At 24.6% G+C, this 19,517-nt stretch carries 17 protein-coding genes and 5 tRNA genes; 19 read left to right on the forward strand and 3 right to left on the reverse strand.

Annotated elements, in window-relative coordinates; genetic code table 11:
- The first annotated feature begins 67 nt into the window (after positions 1–67).
- The 6 genes from BN346_RS19570 to BN346_RS19595 all read left to right on the forward strand — a co-directional run bounded on the left by BN346_RS19570 (position 68) and on the right by BN346_RS19595 (position 1,276).
- Positions 68–143: transfer RNA gene (locus tag BN346_RS19570), tRNA-Lys, on the forward strand.
- Positions 144–188: 45 nt separating this feature from the next.
- Positions 189–264 (forward strand) — tRNA-Lys (locus BN346_RS19575).
- Between the two features lie 20 nt (positions 265–284).
- A tRNA-Pro gene (locus BN346_RS19580) sits at positions 285–360 on the forward strand.
- Between the two features lie 16 nt (positions 361–376).
- A tRNA-Gly gene (locus tag BN346_RS19585) sits at positions 377–450 on the forward strand.
- A gap of 54 nt (positions 451–504) precedes the next feature.
- Positions 505–581, forward strand: a tRNA-Arg gene (locus tag BN346_RS19590).
- A gap of 188 nt (positions 582–769) precedes the next feature.
- Positions 770–1,276, forward strand: a complete 507-nt coding sequence (locus BN346_RS19595) for a GNAT family N-acetyltransferase (protein ID WP_040330802.1) — start codon at positions 770–772, stop codon at positions 1,274–1,276.
- 519 nt (positions 1,277–1,795) lie between these two features.
- Here the strand turns inward: BN346_RS19595 and BN346_RS20785 are convergent.
- Positions 1,796–2,224, reverse strand: coding sequence for a helix-turn-helix domain-containing protein (locus tag BN346_RS20785; RefSeq protein WP_051540545.1), 429 nt, complete (start codon positions 2,222–2,224; stop codon positions 1,796–1,798).
- Between the two features lie 633 nt (positions 2,225–2,857).
- On the opposite strand from BN346_RS20785, the gene BN346_RS19605 reads away from it, so the two are divergent.
- The 12 genes from BN346_RS19605 (at position 2,858) to BN346_RS19655 (ending at position 15,152) form a co-directional block, all read left to right on the forward strand.
- A complete protein-coding gene (locus tag BN346_RS19605; protein WP_040330803.1) occupies positions 2,858–3,058 on the forward strand; it encodes a hypothetical protein in 201 nt (66 codons plus the stop codon).
- A gap of 623 nt (positions 3,059–3,681) precedes the next feature.
- On the forward strand, positions 3,682–4,773 hold the full coding sequence (locus tag BN346_RS19610) for a ComEC/Rec2 family competence protein (protein ID WP_040330805.1): 1,092 nt from the start codon (positions 3,682–3,684) through the stop codon (positions 4,771–4,773).
- 491 nt (positions 4,774–5,264) lie between these two features.
- Entirely contained in the window at positions 5,265–6,722 is a 1,458-nt protein-coding gene (locus BN346_RS19615) for an aminoacyl-histidine dipeptidase (RefSeq protein ID WP_278245527.1), read from the forward strand.
- Between the two features lie 422 nt (positions 6,723–7,144).
- Positions 7,145–7,546, forward strand: coding sequence for a DUF6762 family protein (locus BN346_RS19620; RefSeq protein ID WP_040330807.1), 402 nt, complete (start codon positions 7,145–7,147; stop codon positions 7,544–7,546).
- A 31-nt stretch (positions 7,547–7,577) separates the two neighbouring features.
- Positions 7,578–8,636: an HD-GYP domain-containing protein gene (locus BN346_RS19625; protein ID WP_040330808.1), complete on the forward strand. Its 1,059-nt coding sequence runs from the start codon at positions 7,578–7,580 to the stop codon at positions 8,634–8,636.
- 22 nt (positions 8,637–8,658) lie between these two features.
- Complete coding sequence (locus BN346_RS19630) at positions 8,659–9,300, forward strand: rhomboid family intramembrane serine protease (protein WP_040330809.1); 642 nt, start codon at positions 8,659–8,661, stop codon at positions 9,298–9,300.
- Positions 9,301–9,403: 103 nt separating this feature from the next.
- Positions 9,404–10,465: an HD-GYP domain-containing protein gene (locus BN346_RS19635; protein ID WP_040330810.1), complete on the forward strand. Its 1,062-nt coding sequence runs from the start codon at positions 9,404–9,406 to the stop codon at positions 10,463–10,465.
- Positions 10,466–10,498: 33 nt separating this feature from the next.
- Positions 10,499–11,440, forward strand: a complete 942-nt coding sequence (locus BN346_RS19640; RefSeq protein ID WP_040330812.1) for a ribonuclease H1 domain-containing protein — start codon at positions 10,499–10,501, stop codon at positions 11,438–11,440.
- 96 nt (positions 11,441–11,536) lie between these two features.
- On the forward strand, positions 11,537–11,824 hold the full coding sequence (locus BN346_RS19645; RefSeq protein ID WP_051540546.1) for a rhodanese-like domain-containing protein: 288 nt from the start codon (positions 11,537–11,539) through the stop codon (positions 11,822–11,824).
- A 124-nt stretch (positions 11,825–11,948) separates the two neighbouring features.
- A complete protein-coding gene (locus tag BN346_RS21830; RefSeq protein ID WP_158644520.1) occupies positions 11,949–12,119 on the forward strand; it encodes a hypothetical protein in 171 nt (56 codons plus the stop codon).
- 434 nt (positions 12,120–12,553) lie between these two features.
- Entirely contained in the window at positions 12,554–13,855 is a 1,302-nt protein-coding gene (locus BN346_RS19650; protein ID WP_040330813.1) for a helix-turn-helix domain-containing protein, read from the forward strand.
- 16 nt (positions 13,856–13,871) lie between these two features.
- Positions 13,872–15,152: a transcriptional regulator gene (locus BN346_RS19655; RefSeq protein WP_040330814.1), complete on the forward strand. Its 1,281-nt coding sequence runs from the start codon at positions 13,872–13,874 to the stop codon at positions 15,150–15,152.
- Positions 15,153–15,223: 71 nt separating this feature from the next.
- Here the strand turns inward: BN346_RS19655 and BN346_RS19660 are convergent, their stop codons facing one another.
- Both BN346_RS19660 and BN346_RS19665 read right to left on the reverse strand, forming a co-directional pair.
- Positions 15,224–15,952: a type 1 glutamine amidotransferase gene (locus tag BN346_RS19660; RefSeq protein WP_040330816.1), complete on the reverse strand. Its 729-nt coding sequence runs from the start codon at positions 15,950–15,952 to the stop codon at positions 15,224–15,226.
- A 14-nt stretch (positions 15,953–15,966) separates the two neighbouring features.
- Positions 15,967–17,325 carry a MurT ligase domain-containing protein gene (locus BN346_RS19665; RefSeq protein ID WP_040330817.1) on the reverse strand — a complete coding sequence of 453 codons (1,359 nt, stop codon included), beginning with the start codon at positions 17,323–17,325 and terminating at the stop codon, positions 15,967–15,969.
- Positions 17,326–17,652: 327 nt separating this feature from the next.
- Here BN346_RS19665 and BN346_RS19670 point away from each other — a divergent pair, with 327 nt between their 5' ends.
- Complete coding sequence (locus tag BN346_RS19670; RefSeq protein ID WP_040330818.1) at positions 17,653–19,329, forward strand: tetratricopeptide repeat protein; 1,677 nt, start codon at positions 17,653–17,655, stop codon at positions 19,327–19,329.
- Positions 19,330–19,517 lie beyond the last annotated feature (188 nt).

Consider the following 19,517-nt stretch of genomic DNA (forward strand, 5'->3'; position numbering starts at 1 on the left):
CCCTTAAAACGCACCATATACAAAAGGAAAAACTTAAAGAGGAAAACGAAAGATGACTTTAAGTCAGGCGTCATTAGCTCAGTTGGCAGAGCACTTGACTCTTAATCAAGGGGTCCAGGGTTCGAACCTCTGATGACGCACCATATCATTAACCAATGATAAATAACCAACAAGTTTAAATTGAACGTGTGCTATTAGCTCAGCTGGTAGAGCACTTGACTCTTAATCAAGGGGTCCAGGGTTCGAGCCCCTGATAGCACACCAAATTTAAACAAAATTAATATCGGGGTGTGGCGCAGATGGGAGCGCGCGTGGTTTGGGACCATGAGGTCGCAGGTTCAATCCCTGTCACCCCGACCACTAAATTTAATAATATGCGGGTGTAACTCAATGGTAGAGTGCTAGCCTTCCAAGCTAGTTACGAGGGTTCGATTCCCTTCACCCGCTCCAAACAAAAGAAATTACTAAACAAAGCAAATGCTTTTTTTAGTAATTTTTTAATATGCACCTATAGCTCAGCTGGATAGAGTGGTGGACTTCGAATCCAATGGTCGCAGGTTCAAATCCTGTTAGGTGTACCATATTAAAAGCTAGAAAATATTTTATATTTCTGGCTTTTTTTTAGTTAAAAGTTAATATTTAAGAATAAGTAATTTTACATTTACAAAATATGTTATATTTTTGATTAGTGATAATCGATAATCTTAATTAGATATTATATTTATTTTATGAAAAATGCAATTTAATAAAAATTTATAGAGGTGTTAATATGAATTTAAGAATGGCTAATATTGATGATTTACAACAACTTAAAGTGGTATATGAAAAAATAATCTATAATATGAATATGAATAATATTAATATTTGGGATGAAATTTATCCATGTGATTTTTTTCTTGATGATATTAAAAATAATAGTCTTTATATTTTAGAAGAAGATAATGAGATAATTTCAGCTTTTGCTTTATGTAATTCAACTGAAGGAGAAAAGTGTGTAAATTGGGAAAACAAACATGTTGAAGCACTATATATTGATAGACTTGGAGTTAATGTGAATTATTCAAGAAGAGGAATTGGCAGTATAATGATTAGAAATGCAATTACCTTAGCAAAAGATAAAGGCGCTAAATATTTAAGACTTTTTGTTGTAGATATAAATAAACCTGCAATAAATCTTTATATAAAAAATGGGTTTAAGCAAGTTGAGGGTATATACGATAAAATAATTGACGATGATATTGTATTGCATGAATTTGGATTTGAAATAAAAATATAGATTCTAATATTTGAAACAGAAAATAAGAAGTATGTATATAACAAAATTTTATGGTAATAAATTAGATAAACATAGTAAAACTATTGATAGTAATGCAGCAGAAGAGTATAGTTATTAAGTTCAAAATCATGATTATCAATTAATAATTAAATAAACTAAAATACTAGATAGAACTCTGGAATACAAATCTAAACTTTAAGTTATTTATGTTTCAGTTGAGAATTCTAATTAATTTAATTGAAAATTGAAAGTGAATGTAAAAATTGTATTTCCAATTTTCACTCTTAACTCTTACTTGGTTTCAAATGTAAAAAATAGAAATAAACTGTAAGCTTAATAATATCATTTGATAAAGATGTTATTTAAAATTCAAACTTGTAACCCTATATAAGGTATTGGTTATTTTATAATTTGAATATAATGTAAAGTAATGTATACTATGTAATAAAATTTAAAAAACATATTTCATAGTATACATTTTATATAGCACATATATTTTATTATTATATTTAAAATTTATTATCTATTGTATTTATCTTTACTATATTTATATATTTCAGATAAAAAATTTTCATAAAGAGCTTTTAAATGAACTTTATCTAAATCATCAATTTGTACTCCACATAATTCAATGTTAGTTGAATTTTCTAATATACTAAGCATTTTTAGGGTTTCAAGTTCTATGTCTATACTACATGTGTTTGAATTATTTTTAAAAAAATTATTTTCTAATGATTCGGGATGAATAATATAATCATCATCTGAAATTAAATCATCAACTTTTACCTCAAAAAAATCAGCAAGTTTTGCAAGGGTTTGCTTATTAACACTACGTCTATTTTGTTCAACCATAGTGATAAATGATTTTGGCACATTTAATTTATTTGATAAATCTTGTTGAGATAATCTTCTATTTTCTCTTAAACGTTTTATTTTGTCGCCTAACATAATTAAATCACCTTCTTAATTAAATTTTTTAGAATATACAAGTTTTTAGCATCTAAAGATTTAATATAACATTTTAATAATATTTGTCAATAAAGAAAAGCGTACTTTTAATAACAAATTTATATGTTCATACATAATATATTATAAAAGATGAAATGTAAAAATATTTTATGAAAAATATATGAGCTTATATTATTGAAAAAAATGTAAGTTGTGATATAATTTATTGTGTGAGATTTAAAAGTATGGAGTGTAACTTTGACAATGTAAAGGTTTAATCTTGTTAAAATTATAAACAACTTTTAAAGAAAAAATATAAGAAGTTAGCTAGAAAATGTTTACAGAATATCTTTGAAAACTAAATCAGTATATTGAAATACAAAAATACAAGCTAATTTAGAATGTATTATTTAATATGTTTTAAAATTAACAAGTGTATAAAAATATCATTTGTTTTTTTACAAATAATGAAATAATCCATGGTATATAAAATATCATAATGATAATAATAATTATGGATAAAGTATGTATTTCATAAGTTTTATAAACTATTTATTAATTAGTTTTATGGACTTAATTTTATTTGAATAAAATAGTATTTTATTAATAATATAAAATGAGAGGTAATATAAAATGGCTGATGTTGATTTGAAAACTCTAGCAACTAACTTTAATAAGGATTATTTTTTAAATTATGAGATGGGAAATTGGAAACAAATAAAAAATTATGGTATTAATGTTCCAGAAATAGTGAGAAGAGCCGTATTACAAGCACAAGGTTACGAAAATATAATACTATTTAAAAAAATAATGGAAGATATATCTAATGCATAAATAAAATTTAAAAAATAGTCACTTGAACTTATGATAAAAATTGAAATATAATTACACATAGATAAATTTAAAGGTGGTAGAAAATTGCCACCATTTTTTATGTAATATGTATAAAAAAAATAATTTTGGAAATAATAAAATATGTATTTCACATATATCAACATAAAATAAAGTATATTTTAAGAAAAGAAAAAATAACATCTTTTCTTAAAAGTAAATTTTAACATGACACTCCTAAAAAGAGATAGCTATATGCTATCTCTTTTGTCATAAAAAATAGTATTGTCATGAAAGTGTCAATAGTACGACATATATTTGACATATAAATGAATTAATATATAAATATAAACTCAATACCTAATATAAAAAATATGAAATATGAGTTCAAATTAAATTTTAAAATAAGTCCCCCTTATTTTAAAAAAATTTGTTTCAACATCATCCACTCTAAAAAGAGAATTACTTATAGAGAATAGTAAAATATTTCTCTATAGAAAATAAATTCATGATAATTTATCATGGATTTATTTTTTTGACCATTAATAAAAATAAATCTATGCTATAATATTCATTAGAAATTTTATTTAATGAACAAATGATAAGCTAAAAGGAGTGAATAGCGGATGAAGAAAAGTTTTAAAAATATAATATGTTTTCTATTGATAGGAATGTTAACTTTTGTTCTTGTAGGATGTGCTAATACAAGTGAAGAAGTAGTACAAAGTGATAGTAAAGATATTATAACTACTAATGAGGGAAATTTAAAAATAAGTTTTATAGATGTAGGACAAGCTGATAGTATTTTAATTCAATGTGACAATCAAAATATGCTTATAGATGCTGGAAATAATGATGATGATAAATTGGTAGAAAAATTTCTTAAGGATAATGGGGTAAATAAAATAGATTATGTAATAGGAACACATCCACATGAAGACCATATAGGAGGACTTGATTATATAATTAATAAGTTTGATATAGGGAATGTTTTAATGCCTAAAAAAACCTCAACAACAAAAACTTTTAAAGATGTAGTAAAAGCGTTAAATGAAAAAGGATTAAAACCTATTGCACCGGATGTAGGGTATAGTTTTAATGTTGGAAAAGCTAAGGTGACAGTTTTAGCACCGCAAAAAGAATATGAAGATACAAATGATGCTTCCATAGTAATTAGACTAGATTATATTAATAATAGCTTTATTTTCACTGGAGATGCAGAAGCAATATCAGAAAAGGATATAATAAATAGTAAAGTAAATTTAAAAGCAGATGTATTAAAGTTAGGTCATCATGGATCTAGAACATCTACATCAGAAGAATTTTTAAAGAAAGTTAATCCTAAATATGCCATCATAACTTGTGGAAAAAATAATGATTATGGTCATCCACATAAAGAAACACTAGAAAAGCTTAATAAGTTTAATATACCATTTTATAGAACTGATGAGCAAGGAACTATAATATTGACTAGCGATGGAAGTAATATAAGTTTTAATAAAGATACAACAAGTTTAAATGGTAGTTTAAATGAAAATGTAAATAAAGAAAAAGAAAATAAAGAAAATAAGGTTTATTTTACACAAAAAGGAAAATCGTATCATTTAACTAAAGAATGTTCTGCATTAAAAAATAGTAAAAATATACTTGTTGGAACATTAGAAGATGCAATACAAAAAGGAAAAAGTGATCCGTGTGATAGATGTGCATTAAATTAGAAATAATTTTTAATAAACTTTAAAATAAATATGAATATAAAAAAGTTAACTTACTTATATTATAATATGGAGGTTAACTTTTTTATATTACAAAAATATTGTGAATTTATGGCAAAAGATAAAAAAACCAAATATTTTAACTATAATTTTATGTAATTATTGACAAGTATACAACAATAAATGATAATAATAGTGTTGTAGATATAAAAAATACAACTACATAGCTGTTAATAGTTAAATTTAATTAAAAAATTCACAAAATTAACAATAACTATGTTTATAGAAATTTGTTACTCTTTAATAAAAAGGTGACCAAAATAATAATTATATAATAAATTAATTTGCAATATTAATATTGATTTCTCATAATTATTATATTTTGAAATATATATTTATAAATAAGTTAGTATTTGTGCAATTTATAAAGGGGAATCATATTAATTTTATTTAGGCTTAAAATGATTTTTTTATAAGGAAGGATGAACGAAATGATTAACGAGTTAAAAAATCTAAAATCTTACGAAGTATTTAAGTTTTTTGAAGAAATGAATAAAATACCAAGAGGTTCAGGAAATGAAAAAGCTATAAGTGATTGGCTAGTTAAATTTGCTAAAGATAGAAATTTAGAAGTTATTCAAGATGAAGCTTTAAATGTAATTATAAAAAAACCAGGAACAAAAGGATATGAGAATTCTAAGCCTGTAATTATTCAAGGTCATATGGATATGGTATGTGAAAAAAATCAATCAACAGTGCATGATTTTGAAAAAGATCCAGTAGAATGTATTGTAGAAGGAGATTTTTTAAGAGCTAATGGAACTACTTTAGGAGCCGATAATGGAATAGCAGTTGCATTTGGTCTTGCAATACTAGATTCAAATGAAATAGCACATCCAGCAATAGAATTATTTGTAACTACTGAAGAAGAAACAGGAATGGGTGGAGCTATGAATATGCACCCAGAACACTTAAATGGAAGAACTTTAATAAATATAGATTCAGAAGAAGAAGGAAAATTCCTAGTTAGTTGTGCTGGTGGAGTAAGAGCTGAAATGACTTTACCAGTTGAATATGAAGATGTATGTTCTTCTATGGAAATTATGAAAGTGTCTATAAGAGGATTAAAGGGTGGACACTCAGGAATGGAAATTAACAAAGAAAGAGGAAACGCTAACAAATTAATTGGAAGATTTTTAGTAGACTTAAACTCTGTTTTAGATTTTAAATTAGCATCTATAAATGGTGGGGCAAAAATGAATGCAATACCAAGAGAAGCAGATGCAATAATTGCTGTATCTAAAGAAAATGTAGCAAAAGTAGAATCAAAAGTACAAGAGTGGAATAATATATTTAAAAATGAATTACAAGGCATTGATGATGAGGTAACATTAACATCTGAAAAAACTTCAGAAAAAGTAGAGAAAGCTTTTGATGAAAATTCTAAATTAAGAGTGTTGAGAGGACTAAAATTAATTCAAAATGGAATTCAAACAATGAGTATGTCAATTAAAGGATTAGTTCAAAGTTCAACAAATATAGGTGTTATGATAACAGATGAGAAATCAGTTAAATTTGATAGTGCTGTAAGAAGTTCGGTTAAATCATTAAAGAAAGCTATATGTGATCAAATGATAATTTTAACAGAAGTTTTAGGCGGATCTATTGATTTTGAATCTGATTATCCAGAATGGCAGTATAGAAAAGACTCTCAAATAAGAGATATATTTGTTAAAGTTTATAAAGAAGTATTTAATAAAGAAGCAGAAATTACAGCTATACATGCTGGATTAGAATGTGGATTAATAAGTGATAAATTTAATGGTGATATAGATCAAATATCATTTGGACCAAATATATTTGATGTTCATACACCAGATGAACATATAAGTATATCATCAACAGACAGAATGTATTCATTCTTAATAGAAGTTTTAAAAGAATTAAAGTAAGAGAAGTGAATATATAATAGAAAGTTTTATAGTATTTAAATAGCTAGAATTTTCAACATAAAAAAGAAAAGAATTTAAAAATTCTTTTCTTTTTTATGTAAAAATACATATTATTAAAAGTAATATAAAGTTTAATAGTTATAGTGTTAAACTTTATATCTAAAAAGACGAAAGTATTAATATATTTAAAAAAATAATGGTATAATTATGATAACTAATAATTTAACAAAAATTAAACAAAGTATATAAAATACAACTATTATGTAGAATATAAAATTTTTAATAATACTAAATAAGTTAATATATAATAAGTATATATTTATTTAAATATTTTATATTCTATTAGTATGAGTTTAAAAGTTTTAGATAATAATTTAAGTATTTGAAAATATACAATTAAAGATGAAAGAAGGTAGGTCTAAATGGACTTTGCGTCACTAGTACTTATGGAAAGAGAAAAAGAAACGAATTATTTAATAAAAGAGATGGGTAGTTATGAAGTTGGTGAAGGGGCTGAATATGTAACTAAATTATTTTATGATGGTGAGAAGGTAAATTTATATTTTGATACAAAGAAAGATGTAGAAGAATGGGAATATACAGCTATATATGATTTGTTTAATGAAGATAGATTTATAGAAAACGATTTAGAAATTGATATCGATGATAATGAATTTAATCCTACATGGATACTTAATTTTGATTATATTGAAGAGCATGAGGAATTTAAAGAGAAGTTAAATTCAATTTGTAACTTAATTGAAGAGGAAATTAAATTTGTTTTACAAAATATAGAAGGAAAAAAGGATGAATATGTAGAATAAATTTTAGGAAGGTTTTTAGGGTAGAAGAAAAATGCGTTTGGAATATATTCGAAAAGTTAGAGAAAATGAAACTTTAGGTAAGACAGTATTTGATAACGATGGGAGAGTTTTGTTAAAATCGGGAGTTAGATTGACCAATAGATATATTAAAAACTTAGAAAAATTAGGGGTTTACTATATATACATAGAAGATGATAGATTAGAGGATGTAAGTGTAGAAGACACTAAGCTAAATAGTTTAAAACAATATACCATGAATTCATTAAATAAAGTTATTAAAAGTGTTGGTGTAGTAAATAAAAATACAACAAAAGAATATCTTCAGACAGTTACGCAAATGATTGATTATATATTAGAAGCTGGAGATATAAATGCTAGTTTATTCGATATAAAAACATATGACAATTATACAATGGTTCATAGTGTTGATACAGGAGTTATGGCAGCTTTTATGGGGATAAATATGGGCTTTAAGAGAAATGAATTGAATGATTTAGTTGTAGGTGGGATTTTACATGATATAGGTAAAACTAAGGTTCCTATATCAATAATAAATAAAAGAGGAGCCCTTAATGATGAAGAATTCAATGAAATAAAAAGACATCCTATTTATGGAAAAGATATATTAGCTAACAATTATGCTATTCCAGAAACAGCCATAAAAATAATAGAACAACATCATGAAAAAATAAATGGAAGAGGATATCCTTATGGATTAGTTGATAATGAAATTAATCCTAAAGCTAAAATTGTTGCTGTTTGTGATGTTTATGATGCTGTAAGTAGTGATAGAAGTTATAGAAAAAGATTTTCTCCAAAAGAGGCATATGAACTTGTATTGGCAGATAGTGGAAGAGCTTTTGATGAAAGGGCTGTACGAGCTTTCAAAAAAGTATTTTCAGTATATCCACTAGGTAGTTGTGTAAAGTTATCTAATAATGTAGAGGGGTATGTAATTAGACAAAATGATAATTTCCCAGATAGACCTGTAATAAGGGTATTATATGATCATGAGACGAAAATGCCTATTAAATTTTACGAAATAGATCTTTTGAAAGAATTAAACTTAGTTATTGATACTGTTGTTTAATTTTAGGAGTGATAATATCAATATGAATAATGAGAAGATAAAAAAAATAAGAAAAATGCCTAGTATAACATATGTGCTAATTTTTATAAACATAGTGTTATATCTTGTTGAAGCATGCACATCTTTTTTCTATTTAAAAGGTGGAATATTAAAAATAGATAATGTTGTACTTGTTTTGCTTGGTGGTATGGTAAATGTTCTAGTTGAACAAGGACAATATTATAGGTTAATAACAGCAGGATTTTTGCATAGCTCTATATTGCATTTAACTTTGAATATGGTAGCTTTAAATGCAATAGGAGATATTGTTGAGAAAATACTTGGTAAAGGTAAATTTTTAATACTATATTTAATATCATTAATAGCATCATCATATGGTAGTTATATATTTACAAAAGGTAATTCAGGTATAGTTATATCAGTAGGTGCATCAGGAGCCATTTTTGGGATTTTAGGAGCATTACTAGTTATAGTAATTATGAATAGAAATATTTTTGGGAAAAACCTTTTAAGAGGGCTTTTAGAGATAGTTTTTGTAAATATTCTTATAGGTGTGTTTGTTCCTAATATAGATGTAACAGCACATTTTGTTGGAGCTATAACAGGTGCTATTGTTGCATATATAATTATGCTAAATGAAAAGAAAAAGTTAAGAAAACAATAAAATTAGATAAGTAATCTATTCTATAATGAATTTTATAGAATAGATTACTTATTTGGCATAGATAGGTGAGTGGAATTATAATTTATATGATTAGGGGTTTATTATGAGATTTGAATTAATAAATAATGTTAAAGAAAATGAAATAATAGGGAGAACTATATTTGATAAAAATGGTAGACCGCTTTTAAAAAAAGGAGTTAAAATTACCAGTAGTTATATACAAAAGTTAAAAGATTTAGGTGTGCTTTATATTTATTTAAAAGATGATAGACTTAATGATATAGTTGTAGAAGATAATGAATTACAAAGCTTAAAACAAGATACCATGTATTGTCTTAGTAAAGTAATTAGAAACATAGGTGCAATTACACAAAGTCATATAAAAGATTGTGTAAATAGTGTAAGTGAGATGATTGATTATATAATGAATATGAGAGATATAAATAAGAGTTTATATGAAATAAAAACTCATGATAATTATACTATGTTACATAGTGTAGATACAGGCGCTAATACTGCATTTATAGGTTTAGCATTAGGATTTAATAAAGATATGTTAAATGAACTTGTTATAGGGGGAACACTTCATGATATAGGTAAATTAAAAATTCCAATATCAATAATAGATAAAAAAGGACCATTAACAGAGGATGAGTATAATGAAATAAAAAGGCACACAATATATGGAGTAGAGGTTTTAAAAGGAAAGCATGGTATACCTAAATCAGCATTAAGAACAATTTTAGAGCATCATGAGAAATTAGATGGTACTGGATATCCATATGGTATGAAAGATAAGGAAATAAGTATTAATGCTAAAATAACATCGGTATGTGATGTTTTTGATGCACTAACAAGTGATAGGAGCTATAGAAAAAAATTTAATCCGACAGATGCATATGAACTTATACTTTCAGAAGCAGGAAGAAGTTTTGATGAAAGAGTGGTAACAGCATTTAAAGAGACTTTTTCTATATTTCCAGTAGGAAGCTGTGTTAGATTGTCTAATGGAATTGAAGGATATGTTATAAAACAAAATCAAGGATTTCCAGATAGACCTATTATAAGGATACTATATGATGCTGAATCAAAACAAAGATTATCTAATTACTATGAAATAGATTTATTAGATAATACATCAATAGTAATAACTATGATTTTATAATATGAAAAATTTCTAAACAAAAGGGAGAACATTATGTCAAAAGTAAAAAAAGTATATGCCATTAAATATGGGTTTGACAAAGCAAAAAATGAAGAAGTTAAAAATGTTATAGTAAACACATGGGCTGAATGTTCAAGACTTGTAAGTGGTGTAAAAGGAGCTGCATATAAAAGTTTTGAAGTTTTATTAGATGCAGAAAAATATTTAAGTGACGATAAAAAATTATTAAAAAAGGATATAGATACTTATCCTTCAGATAATTTACATATATACGTGGATGGGAGTTACAATTTATATACAGAAAAATTTTCTTATGGATTAGTGGCAGTTAAAAACAATATAGTTGTTTATGTTGAAAGTAATTCATCAGAAGATAATTCTCAAAAACAATTAAGACAAATTGCAGGAGAATTAATGGCATCGATTAGAGCGGTTGAATATGCAAAATCAATAAATGAAAAAAGTGTAGTTATATTTCATGACTATGAAGGTATATATCACCATGCAGTTGGAACATGGCAGCGAAAAGATGAATCATCTAAAAACTATTATGAATTTATGAATAGAACTATGACAAATAAAGAGGTTGAAATAATATTTGTAAAAGTAGATAGTCATACAGGAGATATATTTAATGAAATAACAGATAGTCTAGCAAAAAAATGTATAGGAGTTCCTTTAACTGATGCAGTAGATAAATATTTGAAAAACAACAAAATAACTGTTGCAAATGTTGAAGTGGAAGGTGAAATAAGAACAATAATAAAAGGCACAAATTATCCTAATGTAATAAATTTACAAAATAATATAGAAACAGAAAATATAAAAGATGAAGTAGAAGAAAATGAAGAATATATAGATTTAAGCTATATTAATTCAATATATAATCAAAAAGGTGTAGATGGACTAGAAAAGTATTTACAAAGATTAAAGAAAGCTGAGCTTATAAATATAATAAAATCTATGATAAAGTAAATATTATATTTATAGTGAATAATTATTAAATTAAATGTGAAATTTTATAGATTTAGAAGTGGAAAATTATAACTATAAATAAGAGGAGAGATTTTCATGGATTATATAACAATTGAAGAATTACTAAATAATATCGGTGATTTAACAATAATTGATGTAAGAAGTTCTATGGATTTTAAGAGTGGTCACATAGAAAATGCTATAAATATACCACTTATGCAGTTATCGGTAGAGGCAGATGAATTGGAAAAATCAAAAAAGATAGTTGTATATTGTAATAGTGGGAAAAGCAGTACAGGGGCAACTTTGTTGCTAAAAGATATGGGGTTTAATGTTAAAAATTTAAAAGGTGGATATAACGAATATAAAATGTATTGTAAGTAGAATTGTAGTAATAGGAATTATTTTATTAAAATTGTACAAAATACTAATATAAAGTAAATTATAATAAAAATTTTGTATGAATTTATAAAATGTTGTACAATTTTAAGAAAGGAAGAAATACATAATGAGAGTTATGACAAAAATGCTTATTGCAAGTACTGTTACTATAACAGCTGTGGAACTTATACAACCTAGATTAAGTAGAAATAATAAGAAAAAAATAAGAAGATATATGAAAGTTGGTAAAAGTATGGCTGATAATTTATATGGAAACGTCATGACCATATTAGATTAGACTTTATAAAGTTTTGTACTAAGAAAAAGTCAGATAAAAATTCTAATCATTAGAATTTATTTATCTGACTTTTAGTTTAATACATTATATTTTAAAAAAGTTAATTTTAAAAATATTCTAAAAGTAAAAGATTAAAATGAAATATTTAAGCTAGTATTTGAATATACAATAGGAGTTCAAGTGCTTATTTTAATTCTAAATAGGACAAACTAATATTTTTTAAAATATAATAAAAATATAATTAAAAATATTTAATAATACTATAAAATAGTGTAAAATAAAGATGTAATGTACAAATTTTGTTAAAAATTCTAGTTTTTTTTGAGTTTTTATTTATAGATATGTTATAATTAAATATGAAAATTTATAAAATTCTAAAAATGATAAATAAGTATTACGAAAATGATAAATTACTTGAAAAGGGTGCGTGATTTATGAAGATACTATCTTTAGGTGAAAAGATAAAATTGAGAAGGAAAGAGTTAAATCTTACTTTAAAGAATTTAGCAGGGGATAGAATAACTGCAGGACAAATAAGTTTAGTTGAATCAGGAAAATCTAATCCAAGTATGGATTTGTTAGAATATTTAGCTGATAATCTTAGTGTGACTGTAGAATATTTAATGGAGACTGAAGAAACTCAGGCTCAAAAAATTTGTGAATATCATGAAAATATTGCAGAAGCTAAGATTTTAATTGATGATTTAGATGGTGCAATAACTCATATAAACACTTCATTATGGTATGCAGAAAAATATAATTTAGAAATTAGAAAAGCAAAAAATTTATATTTAAATGGATTAATACATACTAAAAAAAATGAATATGAGAAGGCTCAGGAAGAATTATTAACAGCCAACAATATATTTATAAAAAGAAATTATACAGACAATATAATAAGTACATTTATATTACTTGGAAAAATAACATTAAGAATGAAAGCATATCATTCAGCTTATAGTTATTTTCAACAAGCTGAAAAAGTATATGAAGATGGAAATATAAGCAATGAATTTTTGATTGGTGAAATTTATTACTATATAGCTTTGACATATTTTAAAATAGGAGAAATGGACAAGTCGTTAGATTATTCTTTAAGAGCAGAAAGAATATTTAAAAACTTAGATAATAGAAAGCTTTATGGAAAGAAGATGTTAGAGAGAGCACAATCATTATGTGATAAAGGAAATATGGATGAAGCTATAAGATACTCAGAAGTTAGCTTAAAAATATTTACAGAGTTAAATGATAATAGGTACTTTTCTAAAATAGAAAATAGTTTAGGAAAAATTTTCTCTGACTTTAATAGCTTAGAACAATCTTTTGAACATTTATATAAAGCAAAAGAAATTAGGGAAAGAACTAAAGACTCTAAGATAATAGAAACTTTATGTAATATTTGTGATAATTACATAAAATTAAAAAATGAAGAAAAAGCTAAGGAAACTCTAGATGAAATATTAATTCATATAGAAAGAGGCGAAGAAAAATCACTATGTGATTATTACTTATTAAAGTATAGAATTGAATTATTGGAAGGTAGATTAGAAAGTGCGGAAAGCACATTAATTCAAACTTTAAATTATGTTAAAAAGTTAAACTTTTTAAAGGAATATGCAGAAATATCTTTAATATTAGGTAAATTCTATATTGACAATGGTAGAGAAATAGAAGCTGAGAAATGTTTAAATGATGGTGTAAAAGTTTTAAATGAATTAAAAGTTTTAGAGAATTAGATGAGTAGGTGAGAGGATGACTGTTGAAATATTATCTATAGGAGAAAAGATAAAAAGATCTAGAATATATAAAGGGTTAACTTTAAAAGATATATGTGAAGATAAAATTTCTGTTTCAAAAATGAGTTGTATAGAAAACAATAAAGTTGAACCGGAAAGATGGATATTGGACTATATAAGTGAAAAATTACAGTTGGATATAAAATATTTACTTCATGGAGTAAAAGATCAATTAGTTGATAATATTAAAAAATTTAAAAAATGTAAAGAAAATAATGAGTTCTATAATGAGTATTTTGAAGATGTTTTATATAATTTGGAATATGCAGAGAAATATAAAGCATATGATTTATGCTGCGAGATTATGCATTTATTATTTTCTTCATATATGTTTAAAAGAAAATTTGATGAACTTAGAACTATAATACCAAGATATTATGATTTATGTAAAAAAGGAAATGAAGAGTTTTATCAATTAAGATACTATATAGATATAGCAACGTACTTAGCATTAAATGGAGAAAGAACACAAGCTATAAGCTATTATAATAGTGCAAGAAATAGACTTATAGAATTAGATTTAGAAGATAAGACAGAATTAATAAGAGCTACATACAATGAAGCTTCTACATATCTAATGTTAGAGGATTATGAAAATGTCACTAAGATTTGTAGTGAATTAAAAGGGTTAGTTCCATACTGTGAGAATGAAACTTTTAAAGGTACAATATTCCAGTTATTTGGATTATTGGCACTTCATATGAAAAATTATAAGGAATTTGAAGAATATAAAGAGGAAGTATATAAATATCAAAAAAATACTCCAGAAAGATATTCAACTTCACTTCATAATTTTGGAGAAATACTTCTAAAAAATAAGGAGTATGAAAAAGGAAAAGAATGTATAGTGGAAAGTCTTAAAATATGTCCAGAGGATAATAAGGAAAAGAAATGTTTACTTTTAGTTGCAACTATAGAAGTTCTAATAAAAAATAATTTATTAGAGTTGGCTCAAGAAGTATCTGATGAGTTGTTAAATTATGCAATAAACTTAAATAGTAGCAATTTTATTGAAAGTGCATATTATTATAAGGCTATATTATTGCAAATACAAGGGAATTATGCAATGTCTGAAACATACATGAATTTATCATTAGATGTTTTACTAAAGTGCGGTTCTAATAATAAACTTTATAAACGATATTTAGAAATGGGAAATATGTATCATAAATTAGGTGATGTATCAGAATCCATAAAGTTTTTTAATTTAGCATTACAATTAGAAAAGAAAATTTAATTTACAAAAAGAGCTTATCTATAATCAGTTTGATTTAAGATAAGCTCTTTAAATTTTTTAATATAAAGTAGCTAATTTAATTCACGGTTGACAATGAACTTTTTAGCTTTCATTTCTAAGCTATCATCTAATGCAGTTAAACATATTTCTGAATCAATATATTTATTTTGCAATGCAAGAGTAATTAATCTATCAGCTAATTCAGGATTTTTAGATAATAAACTTCCATGGAAATAAGTACAGAAAGTATTTTTATAAATACAACCTTCTTTTTTATCTTCGCCATTATTACCATATCCTGCTTTAACAACACCTAAAGGCTTTAAATTATTTGTAAAAGTTTTACCAGAATGATTTTCAAAACCTACATAAGTTTCATTAAAATCTTCATTATATATAACTGTATTTCCGATAAATCTAGTGTCACCAGCTTCTGTATATATATCTAAAATATCTAAACCAGTAAGTTTATCACCATCTGGAGTTGTATAATATTTACCTAATAATTGATATCCTCCACAGATGCTTAAAAATACTTTACCATTTTCAATGTAAGTACTTATAGAGGTTTTTTTATTCTCAATTAAGTCTTTTGAAACAATAGACTGCTCATAATCTTGACCACCACCAAAAAAGACGATGTCGTATAAATTTTCATCAAAATTATCATTTACAGAAACATTAAATATGTTTACTTTTATGTTTCTTTTTTCAGCTCTATGTTTTAAAATTAAAACATTACCAACATCACCATAAACATTTAATAAATCTGGATATAAATGACATATGTTAAGTTCCATATAAATCACATCCTTTACCATATTTTATCGATATAACCTTTTTCATGAAGAAGTTTTCTTATGTTTAACATTGCTGTATATGTAGCTAAAACATAAGTTGTATTACTATTTAATGATTTTAAGCTACTTAGTAAAGTTTCATCATCTTCGCAAAGTATGAACTTTTCAGTATCAAATCCAGCAATTTTTAATCGTACAGCCATATCGTATAATCGACTACCAGATATGACAACTTTATCTATACTTAAATTATTAAGTTCTTCAAAATTAACATCCCAAATCCATGAAACATCTCTACCATCTGCATATTTATCATTAAGAAGAAGCACTAAATTTATTTCTTTTTTATCAAGCATTATAGTATTTACTGCTTGATCATAACCAGCAGGGTTTTTAACTAATATTATTTTTAAATCTTTACCATCGAAATCTATGCTTTCTTGTCTTCCAAAACTACTTTCTTGATTTGCAAGTGTTTTAGAGATAATGCTAGTACCTATATTAAGTTCTTTTGCTATTGAATAAGCACAAAGTCCATTGTATATGTTATATTCGCCAGCTTGATTTATAGAAATACTATCACCATTTATAACAACATTAGAACCATTAGGATTTAAATCTAATATTTCTTCTACAGAATAATTTAAATTAGGTCGTTTATAACCACAATTGTTACAATAATAATCACCTAAATGATTGTAAGTTACAAAATTATATTCATAAGGTGACTTACAACATTTACAAAATTTATTATCAGCATTTATACTGATACTTGCATTTTTAGAAATTGGAGTACTAAATCCATAATAAACTATTTTGTTTTTTACAGATAATTTTCCAAATAGTGATTCATCACCATTTAAAACTAATGTAGTAGATGGTGTCTTTTCGATTCCACTAAATATTTTATTATATGTGGTATGTATTTCTCCATAGCGATCTAGTTGATCTCTAAATAAATTAGTAATAGATATTATTTTTGGTTTAATGTCTTCTGTTATTAAAGGAACATATGCTTCATCCGCTTCTATAACAGCATATCTATTAGAATTATCTTTGAAGAATTTGTAGTTATGTATAAAACAAGATGTTATTCCAGGAAGCATATTTGCTCCAGTACTATTTGTTATAACATCTACATTGTTAGCTTTTAAAATATTGTATACCATATTTGTTGTAGTAGTTTTTCCGTTTGTTCCAGTTATTAATATAACGGTATAATCTTTTGCAACAGTTTTTAATATATGTTTATCAAATTTTAAAGCAACTTTTCCAGGAAAGTTCGAACCTCCTTTTGATAAAAGCTTAGAAAGAAATCTTATTAATTTAGCTGATATTATACTTAAAAAAGAATTAATCTTAATATTAAACACTCCTTTACAAAAATACTTAGAAGTTATTAATGAATTTTAGTGAATAGTTTAAATTACTCACTATCATATAAACATACTTAATAACTAAATTATTATAACATTTTAAAGAAAGCTTTTCTACACAAAGAAATACATATGATACAGTACATTTAAATTTATGGTTATATTAAAAATTAAAATTATAATAAAACAAAAAAATGAAAGTTCAAAGTAAATAAAGGTATAAATTTAAAATAGACTTTGGAACACTATGAATGGTGTTAAGTAGATTTTTTGTGCTGCATTTGATAAAATTAACATATGAAATAGCAAATAAGGAGGAAATATATGAATATAAGGCTATATGCCAAAAAAGCAATTGTGATAGTTTTACTAATAATTTTAGTTCTAATAGGCATATTTTTCATTAAACAAAGAGTTGATATTAAAGATAAATATATAAAGAAGGGTGAAGAATATTTTTATACTTTACAGTTAGATGATGCAATTAAAACATATGAAACAGCAGAAAAAAAGGATAAGGATAATGCATTATGGTCAGCTAAAATAAGTGAAGTTTATGTTTTAAAGGAAGAGTTTGATAATGCAGATAAATATATTGACAAGGCTTTAGAAAAAAATGATATTAATGGTGAAGCTCATGCTATTATTCTAAATAATAAATTTGTTATGTTAAAAAATAAAATTGCTAGTGGAGCAGTTAGTGAAAATGAAATAAATGAATTTGTAATAAATAGCGAAGAATATCTGAAAAAATTCCCGGAAAATAAAAATATGCAGGAAATTATGTTTTCGGCTTATATTATAAATAATAATAAAGAAAAAGCTAAAAAGATAATTGATGATTATAATGGAAAAACAGCATATGATTTATGTGAAAAAGCCAATATGTCGTTCATATTAGGAGATTTAAATAATGGACTAAAACTTTTAAATGATGCATTTAAAAAGGATAAAAATGAAATAAGAGTATATGAAATAGTAAATGATGAATACAGTAGGAATAAAGATGTATTAAATTTAATTTTAGAAGCCTTAAAAAGTGATGAGGAAAATAGTTGCTACAAAATGATGCTTGCAAAAATTTATTTAAATAATAATGATCTAGAAAAATCATATAAATTAATTGAGAGTATAGAAAATGATAAGAATTTTATAATTCCAGAAGTTTTAGAATTAAATTTAGAGGAAATTAAGGGTAATAAAGAAAAAGTAAATGAAATATGTGAAAAGTTATTACAAAAAAATCCTAAAAGTTACGTAGTAAATAATTTAATAGCATCAAATTATCTTAAAAAAAATGATATAGAAAATGCTAGCAAATATTTTAAAAAATCAATGAATGCAAATAATAAATATATAAATAACTATATTACTTTGGCACCTAGTATATGGGAGTTAAAAGGGGAGCCAGATAAAGCACTTCCGTATTTATATCATTCAAAGTATTTAGAGCCATACAATAGTTATGTATATGTGAAAAGTGGAGAATATAGTTGGTACAATTTAAATAATGCATCTTATGCATTAGATGATTTGACATTTGCATCAATTATTGATGTAAATGATATAGAACTAAAATATAAAATTTCTAAATTATATTTAGAAAACCATAACTATGAACAAGCCGTGAAATTTTTAAAAGAATGCATAAGTAAAGACTCAAAAAATAAAGAATATTTTAGAACTCTTGGGACAACTTATATCATTTTAAATAAGAATAGTGAAGCATTAAATGAGATCAATAAGGCATATCAATTAGACAAAAATGATATATTAACTATAAACAATTTAGGTTGCTATTATATAATAGTTCAAAGTGATATTACAAAGGCAAAAGAAAACTTTACAAAAGCGTTTAATTTATTAAAAGATACTGATGATGATTATACAAGAAAAACAATAAAAGATAATTACAATAAAATAATTCGATTAAAAGAACAATATGATACTGGTAAAGAGAATGAAGTTATAAAAATACCAGACTTTATTATGTTTTATTAAAAAAAACCCTTATGTATTAAGCATAGGGGTTTTTAAGTTGAAAAATATAAAATATCAAAATTTTAAGTCAATATACTACAAATAAAGAATATTTAGTATAAAATTTGAATTTATATAGAAGGATATTAGAAAAATGTAGAAATTAGTTAACAAAAATGTTACAATATTATAAAAATATGAAAAATTTT

Origin of the sequence: Clostridium ihumii AP5 (assembly GCF_000612845.1) — a bacterium.
Taxonomy (GTDB): Bacteria; Bacillota; Clostridia; order Clostridiales; family Clostridiaceae; genus Clostridium_J; species Clostridium_J ihumii.